The sequence below is a fragment of the Candidatus Pelagibacter sp. HIMB1611 genome (genome assembly GCF_052047715.1).
Classification (GTDB): Bacteria; Pseudomonadota; Alphaproteobacteria; order Pelagibacterales; family Pelagibacteraceae; genus Pelagibacter.
The window spans coordinates 757,998-780,936 of the sequence record NZ_JBNAJM010000001.1; the positions used below are offsets into that span (position 1 = coordinate 757,998).

The 22,939-nt window shown below is 27.6% G+C and carries 22 protein-coding genes and 1 riboswitch; of the genes, 6 read left to right on the forward strand and 16 right to left on the reverse strand.

The features are described 5' to 3' along the window. Window positions 1-28 precede the first annotated feature (28 nt). Together ACTTAS_RS04265 and ACTTAS_RS04270 are read left to right on the forward strand one after the other, a co-directional pair. Complete coding sequence (locus tag ACTTAS_RS04265; RefSeq protein WP_440678427.1) at window positions 29-619, forward strand: putative 2OG-Fe(II) oxygenase; 591 nt, start codon at window positions 29-31, stop codon at window positions 617-619. 91 nt (window positions 620-710) lie between these two features. Then, window positions 711-773: riboswitch (SAM riboswitch) on the forward strand. A gap of 7 nt (window positions 774-780) precedes the next feature. Further along, window positions 781-1,686, forward strand: a complete 906-nt coding sequence (locus ACTTAS_RS04270; protein ID WP_440678429.1) for a homocysteine S-methyltransferase family protein — start codon at window positions 781-783, stop codon at window positions 1,684-1,686. On the opposite strand, the gene ACTTAS_RS04275 is transcribed toward ACTTAS_RS04270, so the two are convergent. Continuing rightward, complete coding sequence (locus tag ACTTAS_RS04275) at window positions 1,679-2,560, reverse strand: DMT family transporter (protein WP_440678430.1); 882 nt, start codon at window positions 2,558-2,560, stop codon at window positions 1,679-1,681. The two genes, ACTTAS_RS04270 and ACTTAS_RS04275, sit on opposite strands and share 8 nt — an antisense overlap. Further along, window positions 2,557-3,039, reverse strand: a complete 483-nt coding sequence (locus ACTTAS_RS04280; protein ID WP_440678431.1) for a YbaK/EbsC family protein — start codon at window positions 3,037-3,039, stop codon at window positions 2,557-2,559. The genes ACTTAS_RS04275 and ACTTAS_RS04280 overlap by 4 nt, the downstream gene beginning before the upstream one ends. 140 nt (window positions 3,040-3,179) lie before the next feature. On the opposite strand from ACTTAS_RS04280, the gene glnA reads away from it, so the two are divergent. Beyond that, the gene (gene glnA / locus ACTTAS_RS04285; RefSeq protein ID WP_440633955.1) at window positions 3,180-4,586 is read left to right on the forward strand and encodes a type I glutamate--ammonia ligase; all 1,407 of its coding nucleotides are present in this window, start codon (window positions 3,180-3,182) and stop codon (window positions 4,584-4,586) included. A 7-nt stretch (window positions 4,587-4,593) separates the two neighbouring features. On the opposite strand, the gene ACTTAS_RS04290 is transcribed toward glnA, so the two are convergent. From ACTTAS_RS04290 to ACTTAS_RS04330, 9 genes are all read right to left on the reverse strand, one after another. Continuing rightward, on the reverse strand, window positions 4,594-4,764 hold the full coding sequence (locus ACTTAS_RS04290) for a hypothetical protein (RefSeq protein ID WP_262589515.1): 171 nt from the start codon (window positions 4,762-4,764) through the stop codon (window positions 4,594-4,596). Window positions 4,765-4,836: 72 nt separating this feature from the next. Further along, window positions 4,837-5,169 (reverse strand): HesB/IscA family protein, encoded by a 333-nt coding sequence (locus ACTTAS_RS04295; RefSeq protein ID WP_440678433.1) that lies wholly within the window; start codon window positions 5,167-5,169, stop codon window positions 4,837-4,839. After that, entirely contained in the window at window positions 5,169-5,468 is a 300-nt protein-coding gene (locus tag ACTTAS_RS04300; protein WP_075506523.1) for an SUF system Fe-S cluster assembly protein, read from the reverse strand. The genes ACTTAS_RS04295 and ACTTAS_RS04300 overlap by 1 nt, the downstream gene beginning before the upstream one ends. Before the next feature lie 2 nt (window positions 5,469-5,470). Continuing rightward, a complete protein-coding gene (sufU, locus tag ACTTAS_RS04305; RefSeq protein ID WP_440678434.1) occupies window positions 5,471-5,935 on the reverse strand; it encodes a Fe-S cluster assembly sulfur transfer protein SufU in 465 nt (154 codons plus the stop codon). Beyond that, window positions 5,932-7,152, reverse strand: a complete 1,221-nt coding sequence (locus ACTTAS_RS04310) for an aminotransferase class V-fold PLP-dependent enzyme (RefSeq protein WP_440678435.1) — start codon at window positions 7,150-7,152, stop codon at window positions 5,932-5,934. The genes sufU and ACTTAS_RS04310 overlap by 4 nt, the downstream gene beginning before the upstream one ends. Continuing rightward, window positions 7,149-8,387, reverse strand: a complete 1,239-nt coding sequence (gene sufD, locus ACTTAS_RS04315) for a Fe-S cluster assembly protein SufD (protein WP_440678436.1) — start codon at window positions 8,385-8,387, stop codon at window positions 7,149-7,151. Before sufD ends, ACTTAS_RS04310 begins: the two co-directional genes overlap by 4 nt. Beyond that, the gene (gene sufC, locus ACTTAS_RS04320) at window positions 8,387-9,121 is read right to left on the reverse strand and encodes a Fe-S cluster assembly ATPase SufC (protein ID WP_440678438.1); all 735 of its coding nucleotides are present in this window, start codon (window positions 9,119-9,121) and stop codon (window positions 8,387-8,389) included. The genes sufD and sufC overlap by 1 nt, the downstream gene beginning before the upstream one ends. Beyond that, window positions 9,122-10,564 carry a Fe-S cluster assembly protein SufB gene (gene sufB, locus ACTTAS_RS04325; RefSeq protein ID WP_440678439.1) on the reverse strand — a complete coding sequence of 481 codons (1,443 nt, stop codon included), beginning with the start codon at window positions 10,562-10,564 and terminating at the stop codon, window positions 9,122-9,124. A 1-nt stretch (window position 10,565) separates the two neighbouring features. Continuing rightward, entirely contained in the window at window positions 10,566-10,991 is a 426-nt protein-coding gene (locus ACTTAS_RS04330) for an Rrf2 family transcriptional regulator (protein WP_440614619.1), read from the reverse strand. A gap of 148 nt (window positions 10,992-11,139) precedes the next feature. On the opposite strand from ACTTAS_RS04330, the gene ACTTAS_RS04335 reads away from it, so the two are divergent. Further along, window positions 11,140-11,784, forward strand: a complete 645-nt coding sequence (locus ACTTAS_RS04335) for an alpha/beta hydrolase (RefSeq protein ID WP_440619478.1) — start codon at window positions 11,140-11,142, stop codon at window positions 11,782-11,784. Here ACTTAS_RS04335 and ACTTAS_RS04340 read toward each other — a convergent pair. Then, a complete protein-coding gene (locus tag ACTTAS_RS04340; protein WP_440678440.1) occupies window positions 11,781-12,926 on the reverse strand; it encodes an anhydro-N-acetylmuramic acid kinase in 1,146 nt (381 codons plus the stop codon). The genes ACTTAS_RS04335 and ACTTAS_RS04340 overlap by 4 nt on opposite strands. Window positions 12,927-12,971: 45 nt before the next feature. On the opposite strand from ACTTAS_RS04340, the gene tyrS reads away from it, so the two are divergent. Beyond that, window positions 12,972-14,201, forward strand: coding sequence for a tyrosine--tRNA ligase (gene tyrS / locus ACTTAS_RS04345; protein ID WP_440678442.1), 1,230 nt, complete (start codon window positions 12,972-12,974; stop codon window positions 14,199-14,201). Here tyrS and ACTTAS_RS04350 read toward each other — a convergent pair. The 3 genes from ACTTAS_RS04350 to ACTTAS_RS04360 are packed head-to-tail and all read right to left on the reverse strand — an operon-like array spanning window position 14,198 to window position 20,262. Further along, entirely contained in the window at window positions 14,198-16,834 is a 2,637-nt protein-coding gene (locus ACTTAS_RS04350) for a hypothetical protein (RefSeq protein ID WP_440678444.1), read from the reverse strand. The two genes, tyrS and ACTTAS_RS04350, sit on opposite strands and share 4 nt — an antisense overlap. Then, the gene (gene prfB / locus ACTTAS_RS04355) at window positions 16,831-17,922 is read right to left on the reverse strand and encodes a peptide chain release factor 2 (RefSeq protein WP_440678988.1); all 1,092 of its coding nucleotides are present in this window, start codon (window positions 17,920-17,922) and stop codon (window positions 16,831-16,833) included. The genes ACTTAS_RS04350 and prfB overlap by 4 nt, the downstream gene beginning before the upstream one ends. Window positions 17,923-17,925: 3 nt before the next feature. Continuing rightward, window positions 17,926-20,262, reverse strand: a complete 2,337-nt coding sequence (locus tag ACTTAS_RS04360) for a penicillin-binding protein 1A (protein ID WP_440678445.1) — start codon at window positions 20,260-20,262, stop codon at window positions 17,926-17,928. Between the two features lie 102 nt (window positions 20,263-20,364). Here ACTTAS_RS04360 and ACTTAS_RS04365 point away from each other — a divergent pair, with 102 nt between their 5' ends. Then, entirely contained in the window at window positions 20,365-22,173 is a 1,809-nt protein-coding gene (locus ACTTAS_RS04365) for an Rne/Rng family ribonuclease (RefSeq protein WP_440678446.1), read from the forward strand. On the opposite strand, the gene ACTTAS_RS04370 is transcribed toward ACTTAS_RS04365, so the two are convergent. Next, window positions 22,166-22,939 carry a thiazole synthase gene (locus tag ACTTAS_RS04370; RefSeq protein WP_440678448.1) on the reverse strand — a complete coding sequence of 258 codons (774 nt, stop codon included), beginning with the start codon at window positions 22,937-22,939 and terminating at the stop codon, window positions 22,166-22,168. The two genes, ACTTAS_RS04365 and ACTTAS_RS04370, sit on opposite strands and share 8 nt — an antisense overlap.

The window sequence follows — 22,939 nt, forward strand, 5'->3', positions numbered from 1 at the left end:
AATTATTTTTTGATATATTTAATCTCTCATGAAAAATTTTAAACCATTTGGGCCTTCAATAGGAAAATCTAAAATTTCTAAAAAATTTTTAGAAAAAATTAACAAGGAAGTTGATACAAAAATCTTCTCAAAATCAAATGATTATAGTCCAAAACTAGCAAGTCAAATTAGAAAAGAAGTTCAAATTTCTAAAAGTTTTATAAAAAAAAATTTGGAAAAAGAATTAATAAAAAATATTAAAATTTTTCTAAACAAAGAAAATATTAAAAAAATTAAAGAAATTAAAATTTTAAACCTATGGGTCGTTAGCCAATACAAAAATGAGTATAATCCTATACATTATCATGAAGGAGATTTATCAGGTGTTGGTTATTTAAAAATTCCAAAACATATGACAAAAAATAAAAATGTTAAAAATAAAAAAATAAAAACCAATGGAACAATTGATTTTATAAATGGACAAAAAGCTTTTCTTTCAAAAAGTATTTTTAATTTGATACCAAAAACAGGCGATCTTTTAATATTTCCAAACTACTTAATGCATACAGCCTACCCCTTTAATATTGAAGAAGAAAGAAGATCGTTTTCTTTCAATGCTAAAATAATTTTTAATAAATAATTTACAAACTTTAATAATATTATATAAACGTAATTGCCGATTTAATCCTATTGCGGGCATAAACTGCTAAAATGGAAATTCCCAATAGATCTAATTAGCAAGGTAGTTGAACTATATTGTGCACCTGCATGTAGCTTAAGCACTAAAAAAGTGAGGATAAAATGAATAAAGATTTTTTTAAAACAACAAAAATTTTAGATGGTGGAATGGGTCAAGAATTATTGGCCAGAGGTATGGAACCCAAAGGAACTTTGTGGAGTGCAAATGCTTTAATTGAGGAAAAATACCACAACTTAATACTTAATATTCATAATGATTTTATTAAATCTGGAGCTGATGTAATTGTAACTACAACTTTTACAACGAGAAGAAAAAGATTGAGAGAAAATGGAATAGAAGATCAATTTAAATTCTTAAATCAAAAAGCCTGTGAAATTGCACAAAAAGCTAAATTAAATAATCCACACATTAAGATTGCAGGAGGACTCCCGCCTCAAGATTTGACATATGAAGAAGACAAGAGAAGTGAAAAAGAAATCACAAAGGATCATTCGGAATTAGCAGAAATACTAAACCCTTCAGTAGATTTTTTCTATTTTGATGTATGGAGCAGTATCAAAGAAATTAGATGTGGAATAGAAGCTATTAAAAAATTTAATAAACCATACTTAGTTGGGGTTCATATTTCTGAGGGAAACTCTTTACCAAGTGGAGAAAAAATTTCTGAAATTAATTCAATAGTTACCGAAAATTGCCTAGGAGTAATTCTAGCATGTGTTTCGCCTGAAAATTATGAGAATAATTTAGATGAAATTCAAAAACTTAAAGTTCCATTTGGTTTCAAATTAAACGGATTTGTCACAACTAAACCAAAAGGTGGTTATACTTCTCAATATAAAGAGAATGATGGATCTAACCCCAATAGTTTTTTAGGTCAAAGAAAAGATTTAGATCCTGAAAAAATATCAATTTTTGCAAAAAAATTTAAAGAAAATGGAGCAACTATTCTTGGAGGATGTTGTGAAACTAGGCCTTCACATATAGAGGCAATAAAAAACACTATTTAAATTTTGTACCTTTTCTTACAAAATAGATACCTGTAGCAACTGCTATCAATGAAATTATAACTTTCGTTGTTATTAATTCTTTTAAAAAGATATAACTTAAAATAGTACCAAATATTGGAATTAAATAAGATACTTGAGATTGAAAAATTAAACCATTGTTAATTAAAATTCTAAATCTCAATAACCAAGCAATTCCAGTAGATACCAACCCAAGATAAATAACTGAAATAGTAGAATCTAATCTTGGAACAGTTTTCCAAGGTTGTTCAATCAAACATACTAAAGGTAATAATATAATAGTAGCCCAAATCAAAATTGAACTGGTTACATTTTCATTTTTTTTCTTACTTATTTTTAATGTTAAAAGACCTCCAATTACATAACAAGTAGCACCTAACAAAATTAATAATGCTGAAGTAAAGTTATTTTCATTAATTAATAAATTATCTGAAAATAAATAAACTATTCCTGAAAATCCAATTAGAACTCCTGTTGTTCTAATTAAATTAAATTTTTCATTTTTGGTGTAAAAATGTCCTAATACTACTGAGCTAAGTGAAGTTGATGACATTAAAATTGCTGCCAAGTTACTTTGAACAGATTTAACTCCATATGCTATTAAAAAAAATGGAGCTACTAAATTTATAAATCCAATCATTGCAAACCAATACCAATCTTTTGAAAATGCCTCGATTTTAATTTGTTTGTAAAAGCAAAGTAGTAGAACTGGAATTGAACCAAAAAAAACTCTTAGAAATGCAATCGTAACAGGTCCAAATGAATAGGTTGCAATTTTAATATTAAAAAAAGCAGATGCCCAAATTAATGCTAGCAACGTTAATAAACTATAATCAATTAGTTTTGGTTCTCTCATTCAATAATATCTTCTGGTGTTCCGTTTGTTATTTCAATTAACTTATTATAATTTATTTTGAAAACAGCATTTGGATGTCCAGCTGCTCCAAATATATCAGGGAATCTCTCAAGATTTTTATCAATAAAGATTTTACATCGCTTCAAGTGCCCTACTGGAGACACTCCACCAATTGTATATCCAGTATTTTCTTTAACGGCTTCAGGAGATGCCATAGACACGTCTTTTTCATTGAGAATTTTTTTTAATTTATTTAATGAGCAACGTTTGTCTCCAGATACTAAACTTAATATATAATTGTCACCTGCCCTAAAAAGTAAACTTTTAACAATGGCACCAACGTTGCAACCCAAAGCTGTAGCAGCATCATTGGCTGTTCTTGCTGTTTTTTCTAATAAGATAACATTTAAATTTTGATCGAATGATTTAAGAGCTTTTTCTGCCCTTTTTACCGGTTCTTTATTTAGTATTGATTCCATTGAATTTATTAAATTCCTTAATTTGATTGAGTAGATACACTACTTATGTAAAAAATGCATAGGTGTTATTTATTAAATAAGCATTATTTTTTAACTTTTTTTTGCTAATTAGGCTCCATCAAAATTACATAGGAGACAAAATGAGTGCAGAAAACGTTTTAAAATATATTAAAGAAAAAGAAGCAGAATTTGTAGATTTAAGATTTACTGATCCAAGAGGAAAACTTCAACATTTAACTATGGATGCATCAATAGTGGATGCCGACATGCTTAATGAGGGAGTATTTTTTGATGGTTCATCTATTGCTGGATGGAAAGCAATTAACGAATCTGACATGATTTTAAAACCTGATACTGCAAGAATGTTCATGGATCCTTTCACGTCTCATAATACTGTAGTTTTGTTCTGTGATATTTTAGATGCAATCAAAAAAGATCCTTACGAAAGAGATCCAAGAGGAGTTGCAAAAAAAGCAGAGGAATATTTAAAAGCTTCAGGTATTGGTGATAAAGCGTTTTTTGGACCTGAGCCAGAATTTTTTGTTTTCGATGATGTAAGAATTAAAAATGATATGAATGAAAGTGGATTTAAAATAGATAGTAAAGAAGGTCCATATAATTCAGGTAAAGAATATGAAAATGGAAATATGGGTCATAGACCTCAAATCAAAGGAGGTTATTTCCCTGTGCCACCTGTTGATAGTGAGCAAGATATGCGTGGTGAATATTTAAAAAATTTAAAAGAAGTTGGTATTAAAGTTGAAAAACACCACCATGAAGTTGCTCCAAGTCAACACGAACTTGGTATGTATTTTGGAACTTTAGTTGACCAAGCAGATAATGTTCAACTTTATAAGTATGTAGTTCAAATGGTAACACATTCATTTGGGAAAACTGCAACTTTCATGCCAAAACCAGTTGCAGGTGATAATGGTTCAGGTATGCATATTCACCAATCTATTTGGAAAGGTGATACTCCTGTATTTTCAGGTGAAGCATATGCAGGACTTTCAGAAACTGCATTACACTATATTGGTGGAATTTTAAAACATGCTAAAGCGATTAATGCTTTTGCTAACTCTACAACAAATAGTTACAAAAGATTAATCCCTGGTTTTGAAGCTCCAGTATTATTAGCTTACTCTGCAAGAAACAGATCGGCATCATGTAGAATTCCAATTACTCTAAGTAAAAAAGGTGCGAGATGTGAAATTAGATTTCCAGATGCAGCAGGTAATCCTTACCTAACATTTGCAGCAATGCTAATGGCTGGTATTGATGGAATTAAAAACAAAATACATCCAGGTGAGTCTTTTGATAAAGATTTATATGAATTACCACCAGAAGAAGTAAAAGCCATACCAACTGTTTGTGGATCTTTAAGAGAAGCAATGGAAAGTTTAGATAAAGATAGAGAGTTTTTAACTCAAGGTGGTGTATTTACTGACGACCAAATCGATGCTTATATAGCTCTTAAGTTTGAGGAAATTCATAAATTTGAACACGCACCTCATCCTGTAGAGTTTGAGATGTATTACAGTAGTTAATATTTAATTACTGTTTGGTTGTTGCAATTGTATCTTTGTTAATACCTTTTTTAACAACGTAATCTTGAGTACCGTTTGCACCGGTCTCAACTTCTTTACGTAAATCTTTAAAGAATGTTCTTTCTTTAATTGTATCTTTTAGGTTTTTAACAAGATTTTTAAATTCAAATTTGTTCATACCTAAATATATATACTAGGTATGCATATTACGCAATACTGATATGCGTTAAATGGGAATATTCTACTTTTGCTAGATTTTAAAGGATTCTCCGCAACCACATCTCTCTGTTTCGTTGGGATTATTGAAAACAAACGAAGAAGATAGCTCTTCTTTTTTGTAATCCATTTCTGTTCCAAGCAAATACATAATAGCTGCAGAATCAACAAATACTTTTACACCTTTCTCCTCAATGATTTCATCATTTGGATTTACTTCTTTGGTATACTCCATGACGTAAGACATACCAGCACAACCTCCTGATTTAACTGAAACCCTTACACCTAAAGAATCTTTTTCTGCATTAGACATAATTTCTTTAATTCTTTCCGCAGCATTGTCACTTAATTTAATAATTGGATTCATTATAAATTTAACTCCAGTTTTGCAGCTTCTGACATCATGTCCTTATTCCAAGGTGGGTCCCAAACTAATTCAAGATCAACGTCCTCAATACCCTCAACTTGCATTGCACCATCTTTAACTTCTTTAGGTAAACTTTCAGCAACTGGACAATTAGGAGTGGTCAAAGTCATTTTAATTTTTGCAAATTTATCATCCTCAACTTTAATATCATAAATCAAACCTAGTTCATAAATATTCACTGGTAACTCAGGATCGTAAATTTTTCTAATTTCTTCAATAATTTGATCTTTTTTCGACATAATTAATTTTCTGTTTTAACCTCATCAGTTTTATTATCAAAAGCTGAGACTAGCGTATGCCAAGATAGTGTGGCACACTTTACTCTCATTGGATATTGTTTTACTCCAGATAAGCACATTAGTTTTGTTTTTTCATCTTCATTAAGATTTTCTGATTTAAGCTCAGGATTTTCTTTAATCATCCCCAAAAAATCTTCAACAATCTCTTTTGCTTCATTTTCATTTTTGCCTTTAATTAAATCAGTCATTATTGATGCAGAAGCCATAGAAATGGCACAACCACTACCTTCAAATGAAATATCTTCTACAATTCTTTGACCATTTAATTTTAAATATACATGAACGTTATCACCACACAGTGGATTGTTTCCTTTGGCATCTTTATTAAAATCTTCTGTCTTACGAAGATTTCTTGGATTTTTTCCATGCTCTAAAATTATTTCTTGATATAATTCTTTTAAATTCATTTTAAATTAAATATTTTCTTACAGTTATTTATTGCATCATTAAGTTTATCTAAATCTTCTTTAGTGTTATATATTCCAACGGAAGCTCGAGCGCTCGCTGGTATATTAAGTTTGTCATGTAAAATTTGACAGCAATGATGACCTGCTCTTATTGCAACTCCATCTTCATCTAAAATTGTTGCAATGTCATGAGGATGCACACCTTCTAAAGTGAAAGACAAAACTCCACCTTTATTTTTTGGATTTCCAATTAATTTTACTGAATTATTTTTTTTTAATAATTCTTGGCCATACTCAACTAATTCTGCTTCATGTTTCATAACATTTTCAATACCTACGCTCTCCAGAAATTTAATTGATTGATCAAAAGCAATAACTTGCGCTGTAGCCATGGTTCCAGCTTCATATTTATTAGGTAAATCACCATAGGTAATTCTATCTTTTTTAACCTCTCTAATCATTCCACCACCACCTTGGTAAGGAGGAAGTTCATCCAACCACTTTTTCTTACCATAAAGAACCCCTAATCCTGTAGGGCCGTACATTTTATGACAAGAAATTGCATAAAAATCACAATCTAAGTCTTGCATATCTAGCTTTAAATGAGGAGCTCCTTGGCAGCCATCTACGACAACTATTATTCCTTTTGAATGTGCTAAATCAGTAATTTCTTTTACTGGTAATATTGCTCCAGTCACATTTGATAAATGAGTAATTGAAATAACTTTTGTATTAGGAGTAATTTTCTTTTCAATTTCTTCTAGTGTAATTTCTCCCTCATCATTTATTTCTGCAAAATTAATTTTTATATTTTTAGATTTTCTTAAAAAATGCCAAGGTACATAATTCGAATGATGTTCTAATTCGGTAATTAATATTTCATCACCTTCGTTTAAATGATTTTGACCTAATGTATTAGCAACAAGGTTTAATGCTTCGGTAGCACCTTTGGTAAATACTATTTCATTTTTATCTTTAGCATTAATATATTTTTGAACAGATGTTCTGGTATTTTCATATAAATTTGTTGCAGCAACTGCAAGATAATGAACACTTCTGCCAACATTAGAAAATTGTTTAGTATAAAATTCATTAATTCTATCTACTACTACTTTAGGTTTTTGTGATGAATTTGCACTATCTAAGTAAACTAAATCATTATTTTGGATTTTCTCATCAAATATTGGAAATTCTTTTTTAACTTGATCTATATTCATACATTTATACCTGATAATTTTTTAACTAATTTTTTTACATCTTCATTAGAAATTTTTTCAATTACCTCGTTAAGAAAACCATTTGTTAATAATTTTTTTGACTCTGAATAACTGAGACCTCTTGACATTAAATAAAAAATTGAGTTTTCATCAATATTTCCTGATGTGGATCCATGTGAACATTTAACATCGTCTGCATATATTTCTAATTCTGGTTTCGCATTAAACTCAACACTTTCATTTAACAATAAAGCTCTACTTAGTTGGTATCCATCTGTTTTTTGTGCTTCTGGACTTACAAAAATTTTACCTTGATAAATACCTTTTGATTTATCATTCAATACGCTTTTAATTAATTGATAACTTTTACAATTTTTTTTTTTATGATTAATTACAGTTTTTATTTCATGATGTTTTTCATTTTCTAAATTGATAATTCCATTTAATGCAATAGAACCATATTCATCATCTAGATTGCAATTGATATCTTGTTTTATAAATTTAGAACCTTCAGATAAAATAAAATATTCTAAATGACTATTTTTAGATAAATTAATATCTTTGTTGAAATACTTTATATTTTCTGAAGTATTTGAATCTAGACTATAATTTTTTAAAATTGAATTCTCACCAATCTTAATTTTTTGTCTAAAATTAATGAAATTTTTTTCAGAATTTTCATTTAAAAAATTAACTAAACACAATGAACTGTCATCTTCTAAATTAATATCTATTCTAGAATTAATTGCAGAAGATTTTAAACCATCACTTAAATAATTAAATAAAATCAATGGTTTTTTAACATTGTAACCTTTTTTAATAGTAATTTTCGAAACACTTGTAAGAAAGGCTGAATTCAAATTTAAAAGAGTATTTTGATAAATAGTATCATCTAAATCTAAATTTTGATCAACTGAGATTTTATCTTTGTCTTCGTGTTTAAAATCAAAATCATATAATTTTCCATCAACAAAACTTATTTTATTATGTTCAAAATCTAGTGGAAAATCTTTTTCTTCAAAAACTTTTTTTTGATCAACAATAAAGTTTAAATTGTCAAAATTTTTTGAAATAATTTGATTTATATCTGAAAATTTCCAATCCTCATTTCTTTTATTTGGTAAGCCTTTTTCAAAATAATTATTAAAATTTTCTTGTTTAATTTTTTTTTGACTATCAGAAAAATTATTTAGACTAATAATTTTATCAAAATTTAATTTAAGTTCATTTTGCATTAATTAAAATCCTCATAACCTACTTTTTCTAATTCTTTTGCTAATTCAAAATCACCTGATTTTATTATTTGTCCATTTTTAAGAACATGGACAAAATCAGGTTTGATATAATCTAACAATCTTTGATAATGAGTTATTATTAAAAAAGAATTGTTTTTACTTCTTAGCGAATTAACTCCTTCTGAAACTATTCTTAAAGCATCTATATCTAATCCTGAATCTGTTTCGTCTAGAATTGATAATTTTGGATTTAGTATAGACATTTGTAAAATTTCATTTTTTTTCTTTTCTCCACCCGAAAACCCAACATTAAGTTGTCGGTTTAAAATTTTTTCATCAAATTTTAGTTCTGCAGATTTTTCTTTTATTAATTTTAAAAATTCAATTGCATCTAGCTCTTTTTCGCCTCTAGCTTTTTTAATTGCATTTATTGATGTTTTTAAAAAAGTGTTTGTATTAACACCTGGTATTTCCATTGGATATTGGAACGCTAAAAAAATTCCTTTATGAGCTCTTTCTTCTGTTTCTAATTCTAATAAGTTTTCTCCATCAAATGTAACTTTACCATTTATTTCGTAACCTTTTTTGCCTGACAGAATATTTGATAATGTACTTTTTCCAGATCCGTTTGGACCCATAATTGCATGAACTTCTCCTGGTTTAATATCTAAATTTAAACCTTTTAATATTTCCTTTTCATCAATCTTTGCTTTAAGATTTTCTATTGATAACATCTATCCAACACTCCCCTCTAAACTAATACCTACAAGTTTTTGTGCTTCTACTGCAAATTCCATTGGTAACTGCTGCAGAACTTCTTTACAAAAACCGTTTACAATTAAACTAACCGCTTCCTCTTGATTTAATCCTCTTTGATTACAGTAATATAGTTGTTCATCACTAATTTTTGATGTTGTTGCTTCATGTTCTATATTTGATTTAAGATTTTTGTTCTTGATATAAGGAATTGTGTGAGCTCCACATTTATTACCCATCAATAAAGAGTCACATTGAGTAAAGTTTCTAGAATTATCGGCTTTTGAAGATATATCTACTAATCCTCTATACATCATATCTGATTTACCTGCTGAAATTCCTTTTGAAATTATTTTACTTTTTGTATTTTTTCCTAAGTGTATCATTTTAGTACCAGTGTCAGCTTTTTGATGATTGTTTGTAATCGCTATAGAATAAAACTCACCTACTGAATTATCACCTTTCAAAATACAACTTGGATATTTCCAAGTAATTGCTGAACCAGTTTCTACTTGGGTCCAAGAAATTTTAGAGTTTTTACCTTTGCATAATCCTCTTTTAGTAACAAAATTATATATTCCACCTTTTCCATCTTTATCTCCTGGATACCAATTTTGGACTGTTGAATATTTTATTTCTGCATCGTCAAGAGCAATTAATTCAACATTAGCTGCATGCAATTGATTTTCATCTCTCATTGGAGCTGTACATCCTTCTAGGTAGCTTACATAACTTCCTTTATCAGCTATGATTAATGTTCTTTCAAATTGTCCTGTTTCTGATGCATTGATCCTAAAGTAAGTAGACAATTCCATAGGACATTTAACATTTTCTGGAATGTATACAAATGAGCCATCAGTAAAAACTGCAGAATTAAGAGTTGCAAAAAAATGATCAGTTGTAGGAATAACTGATCCAAGATATTTTTTAACTAATTCAGGATGTTTTTGAATAGCTTCAGACATCGAACAAAATATAATTCCTTGCTTAGTAAGTTCTTCTTTAAAAGTAGTTGCAACAGAAACAGAGTCGAAAACTGCATCTACAGCAATACCATTTAATCTTGCTTGCTCTTGAAGAGGAATTCCTAATTTTTTATATGTCTCTAATAATTTAGGATCAAGATCATCTAAACTTTTTGGTTTATCTTTCATGCTTTTGGGAGCTGAGTAATAGTAAAGATCCTGATAATCTATTTTAGGATATTTTGGTTTCTGCCAATCAGGCTCTTTTAATTGTTTAAATCTTTCAAAAGCTTTTAATCTAAAATCTAACATCCATTGAGGCTCTTTTTTAATATTGGAGATAAATTTTATTACATCCTCATTTAAACCCTTGGGGGCTTTTATATTTTCTATATCTGTTGAAAAACCATATTTGTAATCTTTCAAACTATCTATTTCTTTCTGCCTACTATCCATACTATACTCTGTTCTCTTTATTATTTTTTAATAAGTCGTTTAAGCTTTTATTTTCAAAGAAAGTATTAATATGAACCTCAAGTTCATCCCATAGATTGTGTGTAATACATTTTGTAGCTTTACCATTACAACCTTTTTTAGATTCTTTTTTACACTGAACAGTTTTAACTTTCTCGTCTACTGCATTGAAAATATTTGTAAGTTTTATTTCACTTGGATCTTTTGATAAAATGTAACCTCCTTGATTACCTCTAATACTTTTCACAATTTGATTTTTTTTAAGTTTTGAAAATATTTGCTCTAAAAAATCTAATGAAATTCCTTGTCTTAAAGAAATATCTCTTAATGATACAGGATTGATATTATCAAACCTTGCTAGATCAACTAATGCCATTACGGCATATCTTCCTTTTGATGTTAGTTTCATTTTTACCTTTAAAATCTGGGTTTTTATACATACCCGACTAAAATGGTCAAGTTTATAAAGTAAAAAAAGACTACCATTTTGTCGCTCAGTTGTGATAAACGTACCTTTTTTTTGAGAACAATAATCAATTGCATATATGGATAATAAAATTTTAGAAATTTTTATACCTGGACCTGCTGGTAGATTAGAAGCTAAATATTATAAAAGTAAAAAAAATACTTCTCCTATCGCATTAGTTCTACAGCCTCATCCACAATATGGGGGAACTATGAATAATAAAGTAGTTGTAGATACATTTCATACATTCATGGAAAATGATTTTTCAGTTTGTAGAGTAAACTTTAGAGGAGTTGGGAAAAGTGATGGAGAGTTTGATAATGGTCAAGGTGAACTGGCAGATGCTGCAGCAGCACTAGATTGGTTGGAAAGAGAAAATTTTGATAATTCTCAATGTTGGGTATCAGGATTTTCTTTTGGTTCTTTGATTGCAATGCAGCTCCTTATGAGAAGACCAGAAATAAATAGATTTATAGCCATATCTCCACAACCTAATGTCTATGATTTTTCTTTTTTGTCTCCATGTCCAACATCTGGAATGGTTGTTTATGGAAAAAAAGATGAATTGGTGCCAGTAGAATATATTACTGAATTAGATAAAAGATTAAGCGCTCAAAAAGGTATCAAAGTTGAATTCCAAACAATAACTGAAGCAAATCATTTCTTTTCTAAAACTGATGACGCTTTAACAAAAACTTTGGACAAATATATAAAAAAAGAAACAGCTTTATATTAATAATTATCTGCTAACTTGCCTCCAATGACCGGGGCATTACATCTTGTCGTATTTGGGAAAGAAATTGGTAAATTTAATTTAGATCTGATAGCTAAATAAGCAAACGCTTGTGACTCAATATAATCTCCATTCAACTGAAAATTATCTATCATATCGAAATTATTCTTATTTAAATTTGAATTTCTAATAATTGATTCAATCAAAAATTTGTTCTTTCGACCTCCCCCACAAAATAAATATTTGTTAGAATTATTTTTATTTAAAAATTTTATTCCTTCTGCAATCAAATATGCTGTGAATTCTGTAATTGTTGAACATCCATCTTCTAAAGATAAACCTCTTGCAAAAGATATATCAAATTCTTTTACATCAAGTGATTTTGAATAAGTTTCAATTTTGAAATTATCTATTGCTTGATTTAGAATTAATTGATCAATTTTTCCAGATTTTGCAATCTTACCATCTTTATCAAAGGTAAAATTTGAATTATTCCTGATCCATTCATCTATTAAACAATTGCCCGGACCAATATCATAAGCAATCAAGTCATTTTCTATATTATTGGATATATCATTTACTATTGTAGCATTAGATATTCCTCCAATATTAACAATGCAAATAGGTTGAGCAGAATTATCTTTTTCTTTATTTAAAAAATTATTAACTAATAATCTGTGGTAAATTGGTGTTAGAGGTGCTCCTTGACCATTGTTATGAATATCTGCTTGTCTAAAATCATAAATTACTGGTTTTTTTAATAATTGAGATAACAAATTGCCGTCACCTAGTTGTTTAGTAATTTTAATTTGAGGGTTATGGAAAATCGTTTGACCATGAAAACCTATAAAATCAATTTCTATTCCATTTTTTAACTCTATTTTGCTGATCTTTTCAGCATGAAAAATAGTTAAAGCTCTCTCCAAATCACTCAATTCCTTAGAATATTTTGTCAAATCTTCACTACTTTTAATTTTGTTTCTTAAGGTTGATAATTGCCTATAAAGATCAATATCGTACTCAAAGTATTGATCAAAAATTAGTTCTACCTCATCATATCCGTCAGATTTAATTATTGAAACATCGACTCCATCCATAGATGTGCCACTCATTAAGCCCATAGCTGAAAATAATTTTTTTTTCATTGATATTATTTTTAAAAAAAATTTGTATATAGTAACTATAGTCTTATGAATAAATTTTTAAAAGAATTTAAAGATAGAGGATATTTCTATCAATGTACTAGTGAAGCTGACTTATCTAATTTATTAGATAAAGAAAACATTAAAGCTTATATAGGATTTGATTGCACCGCTGAAAGTTTGCATGTTGGTAGTTTGTTGCAAATCATGTGTTTGAGATTGTTACAAAAAAATGGTCACCAACCAATAGTATTATTGGGAGGTGGAACAACAAGAATAGGTGATCCCTCAGGAAAAGATAAAACAAGAAAAATTTTAGATGAAAATGAAATTGAAAAAAATATTAAAAATATTCAAAATATCTTAAAAAAATTTCTAGACAGTGACGATCCAAAAACTTCACCTATTTATGTCAATAATTATACCTGGCTTAAAGATTTAAATTATATTTCTTTTCTAAGAGATATAGGAAAACATTTTACCATTAATAGAATGCTTACATTTGATAGTGTAAAGCTAAGATTAGAAAGAGAACAGTCACTTAGTTATATGGAATTTAATTACATGATACTCCAAGCCTATGATTTTTTAGAATTAAATAAAAAAGAAAATTGTGTTCTACAAATAGGTGGTTCCGATCAATGGGGAAACATTGTAAATGGCGTCGAACTTATTAAGAGATATTCTAATAACCAAACATACGGATTAACAACACCATTAATTACTTTAGCCACAGGTGCAAAAATGGGAAAAACTGAAAATGGTGCTATTTGGTTAGACGAAAAATATTTATCAGCTTATGACTACTGGCAATTTTGGAGAAACGTTGACGACAGAGATGTAATTAAATTTTTAAAAATGTTTACTGATATTGATATAAGCAAAATCAATGCTTTAGAGGAAAAAAATATTAATGAATTAAAAATATTGTTAGCAAACAAAGCCACAGCTATGTTACATGGAGAAGATGCTGCTCAAAATTCTGAACAAGCAGCAAAAGAGGCGTTTTCTGGAAATTCTTTGGGCTCTAACTTACCAAGTGTTAAAATTGAAACAAAACAATTAGAAAATAATGTCAATATAATTGATTTAATAATTTTATCTAAAGCAGAAAATTCAAAAAGTGAGATAAGAAGATTAATTAAAGGTAAAGCTATTAAGATAAATGATGCTGTAGTTTCAGATGAAAAATTTATTATTAATCAGGAGCTATTCACAGAGAATTATATAAAGCTTTCTATAGGTAAAAAAAGGCACATTAAAATTGAATTAAGTTAGTTTCTTTTAATTTTTTCAAGAGTTCTAGTTATAAATCTTGGAGTTAATGTTTTTATTGGGTTTACTGAGGTTTCAAGATCTTTTGGTGGTCCTTTTATTTTAAAACTTACTCCAAAAACACCCTCTCCTGTTTTATCACCAACTAAAATTTTTCCTAATAATGGAATTTTACTTATTGTTTTGTTTATTGTTGTTGCTGGCACCAAAGTCCCTCTTAGACTTATCAATTTTTCTTCTTCCACATAACCACTCATTAATATTGAAATAGCTGGACCAATTGCATAGAGCTCATCTATTGTCATTAGATTTTTTTGATTATTGAATTTCATTTCAAACTCATCAAATCTTATTCCCTCACCAGTTAAAATATCAGCAATTCCTTGAAGAGAAGCTAGTGTTAAAAGTTTTGTCAATGCTGGAACTTCTTTTAACTTAAAATCATATATTTTAAGATTTGATACTGATTTATTATTTATTTTTGTCGATATAAAATCTAAATTACCTCCATCAAATCCTTTTATAAATTTATATCTTTTGACCAATGGTTTTGCTTTAGATGAATAAAGTTTAGTTATTTTTTCACCGTTATTCTTTGTTTCAATAGAAAAAATTATGTTTTTATTATTTTCAAAATTTGCAGATAAATTTGCATCAACAACCTTATTATCTTTAATCAAAATTGTTCCTTGTAAATTTTTAACAAAATTAATTTCATCTATATAAATTTCATTCAGATTTATATTTAATATAAAATTATTCTTAAAAATTTTATTTTCTTTTTCTTTTTTACTCTCAAGTAAATTTGTTACAATTGAATTAGCATTCAAGAACAATCCATTTAATCTATAATTATTTTCGTTTTTTCTTTGAATAATAAATTGATTATCTTTATTTTCAGTATCAATATAATCAAAATCAATTTTATCAAATCTATCTATTAAATAATCTTTATCTAATATTAAATTATTAATCTTAATTTTATTTCTCTTATCTAAAATTCTTATACTTTCAAAATTTAAATTTTTTGAACTTTTTAATATTCCAGAGACTACTAAATTTGTTTTTTCATTTATATTTTTTTTATAATTTAAATTTTTAATTTCAAAATCTGTTTGATTTAAAATTAATTTTAAATCAAAACTAGTTTTTTCTTCATCACTAAGAACAAAGTAATTTATTTCATCATAATTTTTATCAATTTTTATATTTCCATTACCTGAAAGAGTTAATGAACCATTTTTATATTTAATATTTAGTTTATGGTTTTGAAGGTTAAGAAATTTTTTTGTAGATGGAAAAAATTGTTTTAAGAATTCTTGATTTTTTAAATCAACACTTTTTAAATTAATATCTGATATGAATTCTAAATCCTTATCATTTTTGTTGTAAAAATATTTAATATAATCAAAATCCTTATTAAATTTTACTTTACCTTCACCTTTGACTGTTAAACCTTTGTTTTTATACTTTAAATTTATTTGATGATTTTCAATATTTATTTCATCCTTAGTAAGTGGAAAATATTCCTGAATAATTTTTTGATTTTTTAATATCCCTTTTTTAAAATTTAAATTAGTTTCAAATTCGATGTTATTTTGGTCTCTTTTAAAAGTGTATTCAATTTTATTTGATTTATTATCTAACTTAAACTCACCTGCACCATTAGCTAAAAGAGCTTTGTTTTCATAAATTATTTTTAATTTATGATTGTCCAATAAGATTTCACCATTTTGATTTGAAATATAATTTGGAATTAATTTATTATTGTAAATAACTTTTTTAAAAGTTATGTCAGAGTCTACTTTTAAATTATTTAATTTAAACTTATTAGTTATTTCAAAATTGAAAATATTCTCAGAGCTAAACTTAGTATTTTTTAAATTAAAGTTATTTAAATTTAAATTTAATATATTAATTAAATTATCTGACAAAACTGCCTCAGAATTTTTAATTTTACCTTCTACGTAATGACTATTATTTTTTTTGTTAACTTTTAATAATTTAGATGAAAAATCAATTTGATCTGATGCAAATTTAATATCTTCAAATAAATACTTGTCATTTTCAATATTAAATAAAAAATTAAAATTATTAAAATCTAATCCATTAAAAAATTTAAACTTTCCATTTTTTAACAATCCTCTGATTTTATAATCATTTTTGATTTTTCCATTTTGATCTAAGTTTATATTTAGATCTAAAATTATATGTCCTTTTTTAATGAAAGTTTCCAAAATTAATAATTCTGGTTTATTACTTGTGGCTCTTATAAATTTTACAAAATCCTTTAATAATATTGACTTTGTTGCCACCTCAAAATTAGAGGAAACTAATTTATTTTTAAGAATAGAATCAAGTGATACTTGAGTTTTTATATATTCGAGATCAAGTGGTCTATTTGCATAATAGATTTTTGCACCAATAGTTTTTGCATTAATTTTAAGTTTAAGTGGATCAAGAATTAATTTTACTTTTTTTAAAGATACATCCAAATTATTATTACTTTGAACAACTGTGTCTTTTATCTGTTGATTAAATTTGTCAGTTTCTATTCCAACAATGCTTAAATAAAATATCAGTGATATTAAAAATCCCAGAAATAATAAAAAGTATTTAAAAATATTTATTTTCATTTAATTTTGTAAAGAGATTGTTCCAAAAAATCATCTAATTCTCCATCAAGAATTTTATCTGGGCTTGTGCTTTCAAAATTTGTTCTGTTATCTTTTACCAATCTATAAGGTTGCAAAACATATGATCTTATTTGATGTCCCCAACCAATTTCTGATTTACTGTTTTCTGTACTTTGGTTCTCCTCTTCTCTTTTTTTAATTTCAAAATCGTACAATCTTGCTTTTAACATATTCATACAAGTTTCTTTATTTTTATGTTGCGATCTTTCATTTTGACATTGGACTACTATTTTCGATGGAATGTGAGTAATTCTTACAGCGCTATCAGTTGTATTTACATGCTGTCCACCAGCACCACTTGATCTATAAGTATCTATTCTCAAATCTTTCTCTAAAATCTCAACATTTATATTTTCATCCACTACTGGGTAAATCCAGATACTTGCAAAACTTGTGTGCCTTCTTGCTCCTGAGTCAAAAGGTGAAATTCTAACCAAACGATGAATGCCTGATTCTTTTTTCAACCAACCAAATACGTAATCACCTTCAATTTTTATTGTTGCTGATTTAATGCCAGCTTCATCTCCTTTATGTTCACTAATTAAATTTGATGTAAAATTTTTTTTATCAGACCACTTCAAATACATTCTTCTCAACATATCTGCCCAATCTTGACTTTCAGTGCCTCCAGCACCTGCATGTATTTCAATATAACAATCTAAGGAGTCTGCTTCATCTGATAAAAAACATTTGATTTCATTTTTTTTTACTTCTTTTTTTAAATCTTTAATATTTTGTAATGTTTCTTCCTGTACTACTAGATTACTTTCCTCTAAAGCAAGCTCATTCAAATCATCAAAATCATTTAATTTTTGTATAGACTGATTTAAAGAATTTACTAAATCTTCGTAGAGTTTTTTCTCTTTTATAACTTTTTTTGAATTATCTTTATCTTGCCAAAAATTGGCATCCAACATTTGAGAATTTAATTTTTCAAGTTTTGAATAAATTTTATTGTTTTCAAAGATACTCCTTAATTCTTTGATTAATTTTATTAATTTCCTCTTTGTAATTTTGGTAATTGTTATCCATTAGTAAAACTTTAATATGTTGTTTATATCTATTCTATCAGAATTTGAATAAAGAACTTTACCATCTACAACATTTTTCTTTTTAAAAACCTCAATTATTGTATTTTTAGACGTAAATTTAGCTTTCTGGCCTGTTGAGGGATCTACAACCATCATAATTGTATCCTTTGCAGCTTTAAATGGTCTAGCCTCAGACTTTTTAACAGAATTTTTTATAAAATTTTTAAATATAGGTAGGGCCGTTTTTGATCCTGTTTCAAATTTACCAAGTGGTGTTGGACTATCCATTCCTACATAAACACCTACCAACAAGTTAGATGTAAAACCAATAAACCAAGTATCAGTATTATTATTCGTAGTTCCAGTCTTTCCTGCTATATTTAATTGTAAATCTCTTAATTTTTTTGCGGTTCCTCTTTGAACCACCCCTTCAAGTATTGACGTCATTTGATATGCGGTTTCTTCGGAAAAAATTTGTGTAAATTTATTTTTTAACTCAGGATAATCATCACTAAGATAGGATATTGCATCACAATTTACACAAGATCTCTTATCATTATTATAAATAGTATTTCCCTCACTATCTTGAATCCTGTCAATCAAAACAGGTTCAACAAGTTTTCCTCCATTAACAAAAACAGAGTAAGCAGATGTAAGCTGCAACAAAGTAGTTTCAGCAGAACCTAAGGAAATTGACAAAAGTTCCTCAGGATTTTCATAAATTGAAAGTTTTTTAGAATAGTTGATAATTTTGCCTAACCCTAAATCTTGAGCTATTCTAACTGTCATTAGATTTCTTGATTTCTCCAACCCAGTTCTAATTGTAGATGGACCGTAAAATTTTTTTCCATAATTTTCTGGTTTCCACAACTTTAAATCATCTCCTTGATCTAAAACTAAAGGTGCATCCAAAACTAATGAGGTGGGTGTGTAATTATTTTCTAAAGCAAGAGCATAAACGAATGGTTTAAATGCAGAACCTGGTTGTCTTTTTGCTTGTGTTGCTCGATTAAACTCACTTTTTTTAAAACTAAAACCACCATTAAGAGCCAAAACTCTTCCTGTATAAGGATCCATTACAACAATTCCTCCATTTATTTTTGGCAATTGTTGTAAGCTATATTTTTTATCTTTTATTTGTCTCACATAAATTATGTCACCAATGTTTAATAATTGGTTAAACTCTTTTTTTGTCCAAGAAATATCTTTATATTCAATAACACCATCATCTTTATCAATTGTTTCTATAATTGCTGAAAATTTATTTAATTTTTTTACAATTGCTAATTTCCAATTAATTGATTTTTCAAGTTTGTATTTATCTAAATCTTTGTACCAGTTCGAATTGTAAGGTTTATTAATTAATGGTCCCCTCCAACCTTTTCTCTGATCATAGGAAATTAATCCAGATCTTAGTGAATTAGTTGCAATTTTTTGTAAATCTAAATCTATAGGAGTATTGATATTTAGACCTTGTTTATAAACTTTGTCATAAGTCAAACTTTCTATGACATTTTTTCTAACGTCTTCAATATAATATTGTGCATCTTCTAAGTATATTTTTTGTTTTTTCTTTAATTTAATTTCCTGATTGCTTAATTTTTCCAACCACTCAGATGTAATATAATTATTTTCAAATAAATTTTTTAAAACTAAATTTCTTCTAAATTTTGCTAAATCTTTATCTTTATAAGGATTGTATTTACTAGGTGCTTTAGGCAAAGCAGCTAACAATGCAGCTTCTGAATAATTAAGTTCTCTTATAGATTTATCAAAATATTCCAAACTTGCAGCAGCTACACCGTAGGCACCACTACCAAGATAAATTTGATTTAAATAAAGTTCTAATATTCTTTCTTTAGATAATGCTCTCTCAATTCTAAATGCCAAAATTGCCTCTTTTATCTTTCTATTTAGACTTACTTCATTTGTTAATAAAAAATTTTTTGCTACTTGTTGAGTAATGGTTGAGGCACCTTCTAATCTTTTAGAGGCCATTATATTTGAAATATTGTTAATAACTGCTCTTAGAACTCCTTTCGCATCTACACCAGGGTGAGAGAAAAAATTTTTATCTTCTGCGGATAAAAACGAATTAATTACATTTTTTGGTATAGCATTGTACGGAACAAAAACTCTTTTTTCTTTTGAAAAATCTGCAACCAATTCTCCATTTCTTGAGTAAACTTTGCTTGAAACTGGTGGCTTATAACTCTTTAAAAATTTATAATCTGGAATATCGTTAGAGTATTTCCATAAAATACTAAATATTAAAATACCCAATAATATTAAAATAGTAGAGGAAAATAACAGAATATTTTTAAATAATTTACTCATTTTATTTCCATTATATCTTGGAATTTGTTAAAGATAAGGCATCAGAGATAAACAAAATTTATTACTAAACAAAAAATTAATGAACTTAAAAATCAACACATTATGGAAAAAAATTTATATATCGATGCATCGCATCCAAATGAAACTAGAGTTGTACTTAAATCAGGCGAAAATATTGAAGACTACGAGTACGAAGGTTTAAAAAATAATTTAATAAAAAATAATATTTATTTAGGTAAGGTAAGCAGGATTGAACCTTCGCTCCAAGCAGCCTTTGTTGACTTTGGAAGAGAAAGACATGGATTTTTATCATTTAATGATATTCAGTCAGATTACTATCAAATTCCAAAAGCTGATCTTGAAAAAATAAAAGAAGAAGAAGAAAAAGCAAGAGAAGAACTTTCAAAGCAAGTTGAAGCAAAAGAAGAGGAAAATATTGCTGAGGGTAAACTTGAAATAGATGATCCAATAGAGGAAAAGGTTGAAAATTTAGAATCTGATAAAGAGGAAGTAGAGATAAAAGAAAATTCAGATACAGAGGAAAAAACTGAAAAAAAACCTGAAAAAAAATTCAAATTTAAAAGATACAAAATTCAAGAAGTAATCAAACCTAATCAAGTAATTCTTGTGCAAGTCATCAAAGACGAGAGAGGTCAAAAAGGTGCTGCACTAAGCACATTTATTTCAATCGCAGGAAAATACATAGTGTTAATGCCAAATACACCTAAAGGTGGTGGAATTTCTAGAAAAATATTTAATCCTGCTGATAGAAAAAAAATTAGAACTATTTTAAATGAAATTGAAATTCCTAAAGAGATGGGCTTAATTGTAAGAACAGCAGGAAGCAACAAAACAAAAAATGAAATCAATAGTGACTTAACAACTCTTATTAATACTTGGGGACAGATAAAAGATAATGCAATTAATTCTATAGCTCCATCTTTAATTCATCAAGAAAGTGAAATAATTAAAAGAACTTTAAGAGATATGTACGATGATAGTACTAACCAAATTATTGTTGAAGGAAATGAAGGTTATAAAAAAGCCCAATCCTTTATGAAAACAATGATGCCATCAAGTGTAAAAAAGGTTAAAAAATATAGAGGAAGAACACCACTATTTATTGAAGAAAATATTGAACAAAAATTAAATCAAATTTTTGATTCAGAAATTAAACTCAAATCGGGAGGATATTTAGTTATTAATCCAACAGAAGCACTTGTATCGATAGATATTAACTCTGGTAGCTCAATTAAAGGTAAAAATGTTGAGAGCACAGCCTTAGACACAAACATTGAAGCAGCGGAAGAAATTGCGAGACAAATAAAAATAAGAGATTTATCAGGATTAATAATTATAGACTTCATTGATATGCTTAGTTTTGGTAACCGACGCTTAGTAGAAAGAAAGCTTAAGGAAAAATGTAGATCAGATAGAGCACGAATTCAAATTGGAAGAATAAGTAATTTTGGCCTTTTAGAAATGTCTAGGCAAAGATTGAGAGAAAGTGCTGTTAAATGGAAGGTGACTTTAACAGACGAGTCTTTTGCTCAAAAATTATTAAAAATTGTTGAATTAAAGGCTGTAATTAATAAAGCAAAATTTGTTGAAGTAAAAGTATGTGAAAAAGTTTCAGATTTTCTTAAAGAAAACTTTGTTAACGATTTAACTTACTTTGAAAAAAAGAATAAAGTGACTATCGATATCATTAGCGACAATTCTTTAATAATACCAGAATATATTGTTAATATTCAAAACAAATCAAAAAAAACAATTGAGCTTGTTGAACATTATGAAAAATTAAAAAACTTAGAAACTCAAAATAAAGAAGATAAAATTTCTAAAAAAAAAGAAGTTTCAAAAATAAACAAAAATTATAAAAAAAAGAAATATTATAAAAAAACTAAATAATACCTTTTAATGGAGAAGAAGGGTTTCCCATTAAAGTTTTATCTATTCTTCCTGAGTTATACGATTGTCTTCCAGCAATAACAGCATGTTTAAATGCAAGAGCCATATCAAATGGTTTTTTTGCTTTTGCAATTGCAGTATTTACCAATACTCCATCACAACCCAGCTCCATTGCAATTGTAGCATCTGAAGCTTGTCCAAGACCCGCATCAATTATTAATGGAAGTTTTGTTTGTTTCCTGATTATTTGAATATTAATTTTATTTTGTATTCCTAAACCTGATCCAATTGGTGCTGCTAGTGGCATTATCGCAGCAGCTCCAACATTTTCTAATCTTTTTGCCATTAATGGATCATCGTTACAATAAACCATAACTTTAAACCCCTCTTTAGTAAGAACTTCAGTAGACTCTAAAGTTTCAATCATATCTGGGAATAAATTTTCCTTATCTCCTAATACTTCTAATTTAACTAATTTCCACCCACCAATTTCTCTTGCCAATCTTAAAGTTCTAAGAGCTTCTTTAGAATTAAAACAACCCGCTGTATTAGGTAAATAAGTAATCTTTTTTGGATCAATATAATCCATTAACAAAGGTTTGTTTTTATCAGAAATATTTACTCTTCTAACTGCAACAGTTACAATCTCTGCTCCTGATAATTTAATAGCTTTGGCGCATTCAGACATTGTTTTATATTTTCCAGTACCAACAATTAATCTAGATTTAAATTTTTTTTTAGCGATGATGAGATCATCTTTTTTCAC